Origin of the sequence: Oceanimonas aquatica, assembly GCF_030732065.1 — a bacterium.
Lineage (GTDB): Bacteria > Pseudomonadota > Gammaproteobacteria > Enterobacterales > Aeromonadaceae > Oceanimonas.
Genome location: NZ_JAVBHX010000006.1, coordinates 250,108 through 256,159 on the forward strand (window position 1 = coordinate 250,108; position 6,052 = coordinate 256,159).

Below are 6,052 nucleotides of genomic sequence, written 5' to 3' on the forward strand. Positions count from 1 at the left end.
CCACTTCGGGCGATATCGACAAGGACAAAGGGGACGCAGGTCATGATCCCAAGGTTAGCGCTGCAGCAGCAGACAACCCCTACCTATTATTCTTTTCTTGAGGCTCTGGCCGACAGCGGCTTTCGCGGCGACATAGAGCGCAGCTACGCCAGCCGGCTGGCGGTGGCCACCGACAACAGCGTGTATCAGTGCCTGCCACAGGCGGTGGTGTTTCCGCGCTCATCCCAGGATCTGGTGGTGATGCTGACCCTGGCGACAAAGGACGCCTACAAGGACATTCGCTTCTCCCCCCGGGGCGGCGGCACCGGCACCAACGGCCAGTCTCTCAATGACAATATTGTGGTGGATCTGTCCCGCCATATGAATCAGCTGCTGACCATGGACGCGGACGGTCGCCGAGTGCGCATTCAGACCGGCATGGTCAAGGACAGGCTTAACCAGCTGGTTAAACCTCACGACCTGTTCTTCTCGCCGGATCTCTCCACCAGCAACCGGGCTACCGTGGGCGGCATGATCAATACCGATGCCTCCGGTCAGGGCTCGCTGGTCTACGGCAAAACCTCGGATCATGTGCTGGGCGTCACCGCCGTACTGGTGGACGGCAGCCTGATTGAAACCGGCCCTGTGTCCGGTGAGGCGCTCGATCAAAAACTGGAAGAAGACAGCCGGGAAGGGGAGCTGTACCGTTGCGTGTACAATAGCGTGACCGGCAACGCCGGCGAAATTGAGCGGCACTTTCCCAAGCTGAACCGCTTTCTCACCGGATATGACTTGCGCCATGTTTACGACAAGGCCAGCCATACCCTGGATCTGACCCGCATTTTGTGCGGCTCCGAAGGCTCACTGGCCTTTATTGCCGAGGCCTGGCTGGATCTCACTCCCATTCCCGAGTTCCGCACCCTGGTCAACGTCAAGTACGACAGCTTTGAGTCGGCCCTGCGTAACGCCCCGCTGATGGTGGAGGCAAAAGCCCTGTCGGTGGAAACCGTGGACTCAAAGGTGCTGAACCTGGCCCGGGAAGACATTGTCTGGCACTCGGTGAGCGATCTCATTCAGGACGTGCCCGGCAAGGTCATGGACGGCCTGAACATGGTGGAATACGCAGATCAGGATGAAACCGCCCAGCGTGAAAAGGTCGAGGCCCTGTGTGCCCGCCTCGACGGCCTGATTGAACGGGGCGAGGCCGGGGTAATCGGTTATCAGGTGTGCGACTGCCTGGCGTCCATCAACCGTATTTACGGCATGCGCAAAAAGGCGGTGGGCCTGCTGGGCAACGCCAAGGGCCGCAAAAAACCGGTGGCCTTTGTGGAAGACACCGCCGTGCCCCCGGAGCACCTGGCCGACTACATCATGGAGTTTCGCCAGCTGCTGGACGATCACGGTCTGCAATACGGCATGTTCGGCCATGTGGATGCGGGCGTGCTGCACGTGCGTCCGGCCCTGGACATGACCGACCCCGAGCAGGAAGTCATGCTGCGGCGCATTTCCGATAAGGTGAATGCCCTTACCGCCAAATACGGCGGCCTGATGTGGGGCGAGCACGGCAAGGGGTTTCGTTCCGAATACAGCCCCACCTTCTTTGGCGAGGTGCTGTTTACCGAGCTGCGCCGTATCAAGTCGGCCTTTGACCCCTTTAACCGGCTGAACCCGGGCAAGATTTGCACGCCGCTCGATAGCCTGGAGCAGCTGGTGTCGGTAGACGCCACCAAGCGTGGCTACTTTGACCGGCAGATCCCGGTGCATGTGCGCGACGGCTTTACCCAGGCCATGGACTGCAATGGCAACGGCCTGTGCTTTGACTTTGACGTGCGTTCGCCCATGTGCCCGTCGATGAAGCTGACCGCCGACCGCCGTCACTCGCCCAAGGGCCGGGCCGGCCTGGTGCGGGAGTGGCTGCGCCAGCTCTCGGCTCAGGGCTTTGATCCCATGGCCGGCGAGGCCGCAGTGCAAAGCCGAAGCACCAGCGTCAAGAACATGGTACTCAGAGTAAAACATACCCTGGAGAAACGCCGGGGCGAGTACGATTTCTCCCACGAGGTCAAAGAGGCCATGGACGGCTGTCTGGCCTGCAAGGCCTGCTCCAGCCAGTGCCCGATCAAGGTGGACGTGCCCACTTTCCGCGCCCGCTTTTTACAGCTTTATCATCAGCGCTATCAGCGGCCGCCGAGGGATTATCTGGTGTCCTGGGTGGAAACCTATACGCCCTGGATGGCAAAGGCCCCGGGCCTGTTTAACCCCATCATGAATCACAAATGGATGCAGGGTGGCACGGCTTCACTGCTGGGCATGGTGGACATGCCGGCACTGAGCCAGCCCAGCCTGAAAAAGCGCCTCGGCAACAGCCCGGCAGCCCAGTTTGACCTGGAACAACTGCAGTCCCTGAGCGAGGAAGAGCGGGCACAAACCCTGCTGTTGGTGCAGGATCCCTTTACCTCTTTTTACGATGCCGGCGTGGTACACGATCTGGTACGCCTGGCCACGGCGCTGGGCTTTAATCCGGTGGTGCTGCCGTTCAGGCCCAACGGCAAGCCGGCCCACGTGAAAGGCTTTTTGCGACGTTTTGCCGGTATGGCCGCCGACAGTGCCCAGTTCCTTAACCGGCTGGCCCGGCTCAACATTCCCATGGTGGGCGTGGACCCGTCACTGGTGCTTTGTTACCGGGATGAATACGCCAAGGTACTGGGCCCGGCCCGGGGCGATTTTGAAGTGCTGCTGCCCCAGGAATGGTTGCTGACCGTGCTGGACAAGATTCCGGCGCGGGAAAGCACAGGCGAGCCCTGGCACCTGTTCGCCCATTGCACCGAGAAAACCGCCAAGCCCACCACCCATCAGGACTGGAGCCGCATCTTTGGTCACCTGGGTGCCAGGCTGAACGCCGTGCCCGTGGGTTGCTGCGGCATGGCCGGCACCTATGGTCATGAGCGGGAGCATGCCGAGGGCTCGCGCACCCTGTTTGCCATGAGCTGGGCCGAGCCCCTGAGCCAGCTGCCCCGAGAGCGCTGTCTGGCTACCGGCTTTTCCTGCCGCAGTCAGGTCAAGCGCATCGAGGGCGAGGGGCTTCGCCATCCGGTGCAGGCCTTGCTAAGCTTGTTGGCGTAAACCAACAAGGAGAAACGTATGGGTCTGCTTTGGGGATTGATTATCGGTGGTCTGGCCGGCTGGATAGCCGGCAATCTGACCAGGGGAGGTGGCTTTGGCCTGCTGGGCAACATCATTGTTGGCCTGGTGGGCGGCTTTCTCGGTGGCCTGGTATTTCGGCTGCTGGGACTGGCGGCCACCGGCATTATCGGCTCTCTGGTGATGTCGGTGGTGGGCGCCCTGCTGCTGATCTTTATCGTGGGTAAAATCAAAAAAAGATGAGGGATTAGGGACTAGGGATCAGGGATTAGCGATCCCAGTCCCTATTCCCCAATCCCCAGTCCCTGAAGTTAAATATGTGGAAACGTGAATTTACGCTGGACAGTTTGAACCAACTGTCGGAGAATACGCTCGCAGCCCAGTTGGGCATGACCTTTTGTGAAGTGGGTCACGATTATCTGCGTGGCAGCATGCCGGTAGACAAACGTACTCATCAGCCTCTTGGCATGTTACATGGCGGCGCGAGTGTCGCGTTTGCCGAGACCCTGGGTTCAGTAGCTGCCAATATGTGCGTTGAAGCGGGTTTTTATTGCGTTGGGCAGGAAGTTAACGCAAATCACGTCCGCGCCAAACGAAGCGGCCTGGTAACAGGAACCGCACGTCCCCTCCATTTGGGCGCGACGACACAAGTCTGGCAGATCGACATCCATGACGAGCGTAACCGCCTGGTATGTACCAGCCGGTTAACCATGGCGGTGTTGAGACAAAAACGGCCAGATTAGCCTTGTGTATTCATGTGTGACACCTTGCGTGTGAAGGAAAGCCCTCACTTCGAGTGAGTTGGGCTGTCCTCGGCCTTTTACTGTATCAGTCCGCCGACATTTTATTTTTTCGGAACTGTTAAATGACAAATACCTCTGTAGTACCCGGTTTTGCCGATCTCGGCCTGGCGCCTGCCGTTCTTCAAGCTCTGACCGACGCCGGTTATGAGCAGCCTTCTGCTATTCAGGCCGCCGCCATTCCGACTCTGCTGACCGGGCGCGACGTACTGGGCCTGGCCCAGACCGGTACCGGCAAGACCGCCGCCTTTGCCCTGCCGATGCTGAGCCGCATCACCGGTGGCAACGCCTACCCGCAGGTGCTGGTGCTGGCCCCGACCCGGGAGCTGGCCATTCAGGTGGCCGAGTCCTTTGAAAACTACGCCAAATATCAGAAAGACATTCGCATCGTCTCCATTTATGGTGGCCAGGCTTACGACAGCCAGATCCGCGCGCTGCGCCGTGGCGTCGACATCGTTGTGGGCACCCCCGGCCGGGTAATGGACCACATGCGCCGTGGTACCCTCAAGCTGGACAGCCTGCAGGCCCTGGTACTGGATGAAGCCGACGAAATGCTGCGCATGGGCTTTATCGATGACGTGGAATGGATCCTCGAGCACACCCCGGATACCCGTCAGATCGCTCTGTTCTCTGCTACCATGCCGCCGGCCATTCAGCGTGTGGCTCAGAAGTATCTGAAAGATCCGCAGGAAGTGCGCATCGCCAACAAGACCCGCACCAACTCCAGCATTCGTCAGCGTTACTGGTTTGTGCGTGGCATGCCGAAGCAGGAAGCCCTGTGCCGTCTGGTGGAAACCGAAGACATGGACGCCTGCCTGGTGTTCGTGCGTACTCGTAAAGATGCCGAAGACGTGGCCGAAATGATGACCCGCGAAGGCCATGCCTGTGAAGCCCTGCACGGTGATATTCCCCAGAAACTGCGGGAAAAAGTGGTCGACCGTCTGAAAAACGGCCGTCTGAACGTGCTGGTAGCCACCGATGTGGTTGCCCGTGGTCTGGACGTGGAGCGCATCAGCCATGTTATCAACTACGACATGCCTCATGACAACGAGTCTTACGTGCACCGCATCGGCCGTACCGGTCGTGCCGGCCGTGAAGGCGACGCCATTCTGTTCGTAACCGGTCGCGAAAAACGCAGCCTGTACAACCTGGAGCGCCACACTCGCCAGCCCATTGAAGAGATGAAGATGCCCACCGCCGACGAGATCAACAAGATCCGTGCCGAGCGTTTCAAGGCCCGCATTCGCACCAGCGTGGACGCTGACGAAAAGGCCCTGGCACCTTTCGTGGAAATGGTGACCGAGCTGCAGGCCGATGGCATGGACACCGCCGCTCTGGCGGCCGGTCTGGCCCGTCTGCTGCAAGGCGACCGTCCGCTGTTTGTGGAAGACAAGCCGATGGCGGCCCGTCGTCCCGACGTGCGTGAAGCCCGTGAGCCCCGTGGCCGTGGTGATCGTCCCGAGCGTGGCGAGCGTCCGCGTCGTGGTGGCAAGGATGATGTGTCCGGTGTGGCCATGGAAACCTTCCGCGTGGACGTGGGCCGGGTGCACGGTGTCAAGCCGGGTCACCTGGTAGGCGCCATCGCCAACGAGGCGGATCTGGAGTCCCGTTACATCGGCCAGATCCAGATCCACGACGATTTCTCCACCGTGGACCTGCCCGAGGGCATTCCGTCCGAGCTGCAGCAGGTACTGCAGAAGGTACGTGTCTGCCAGCGTCCGCTGAACCTGGCCAAGTACGAAGGTGGTCCGCTGCCCCGTCGCCAGTTCCGCAACAAGGACGACCGTGGCGGCGAGCGCGGCAAGTTTCGCCCCCGTCGCAACGACAAGCGTCTGAACGGCTAATCACCGCTCCACGTTGACTGAAAAGCCCGCCGGCAATCACCGGCGGGCTTTTTTTATGTGGATGTCCCATCCTGAATATGGTTTACACCTTTCCCCCGAAGATATGGAGACCCCAATGGGACAAGGTGTGAAACGAACACAACGCGATTACTCGCTGACTTTTAAATGGGCTCTCGTCGAACAGATTGAAAAAGGCGAGCTGACCTACAAGCAGGCGCAGGCTCGTTATGGTATTCAGGGGCGCTCGACCGTTCTTGTATGGTTGCGTAAATATGGTCGGCAGGATTGGAG

At 60.0% G+C, this 6,052-nt stretch carries 5 protein-coding genes; all 5 read left to right on the forward strand.

From position 1 onward, the window contains the following. Window positions 1-42: 42 nt before the first annotated feature. The gene (ydiJ, locus tag Q9290_RS10825; protein ID WP_306079664.1) at window positions 43-3,099 is read left to right on the forward strand and encodes a D-2-hydroxyglutarate dehydrogenase YdiJ; all 3,057 of its coding nucleotides are present in this window, start codon (window positions 43-45) and stop codon (window positions 3,097-3,099) included. An 18-nt stretch (window positions 3,100-3,117) separates the two neighbouring features. Beyond that, window positions 3,118-3,360 (forward strand): GlsB/YeaQ/YmgE family stress response membrane protein, encoded by a 243-nt coding sequence (locus Q9290_RS10830; RefSeq protein WP_306079665.1) that lies wholly within the window; start codon window positions 3,118-3,120, stop codon window positions 3,358-3,360. Between the two features lie 74 nt (window positions 3,361-3,434). After that, window positions 3,435-3,860, forward strand: coding sequence for a hotdog fold thioesterase (locus Q9290_RS10835; protein ID WP_306079666.1), 426 nt, complete (start codon window positions 3,435-3,437; stop codon window positions 3,858-3,860). Window positions 3,861-3,982: 122 nt separating this feature from the next. Beyond that, window positions 3,983-5,761, forward strand: coding sequence for a DEAD/DEAH box helicase (locus Q9290_RS10840; RefSeq protein WP_306079667.1), 1,779 nt, complete (start codon window positions 3,983-3,985; stop codon window positions 5,759-5,761). Between the two features lie 115 nt (window positions 5,762-5,876). Beyond that, the coding region (locus tag Q9290_RS10845) for a helix-turn-helix domain-containing protein (protein ID WP_306079671.1) at window positions 5,877-6,052 on the forward strand (176 nt) is incomplete at its 3' end.

Bases quoted from the DNA above. Each gene is read 5' to 3' on its own strand.
- ydiJ (WP_306079664.1), top strand. From the start codon at position 43: ATGATCCCAAGGTTAGCGCTGCAGCAGCAGACAACCCCTACCTATTAT.
- Q9290_RS10830 (WP_306079665.1), top strand. From the start codon at position 3,118: ATGGGTCTGCTTTGGGGATTGATTATCGGTGGTCTGGCCGGCTGGATA.
- Q9290_RS10835 (WP_306079666.1), top strand. From the start codon at position 3,435: ATGTGGAAACGTGAATTTACGCTGGACAGTTTGAACCAACTGTCGGAG.
- Q9290_RS10840 (WP_306079667.1), top strand. From the start codon at position 3,983: ATGACAAATACCTCTGTAGTACCCGGTTTTGCCGATCTCGGCCTGGCG.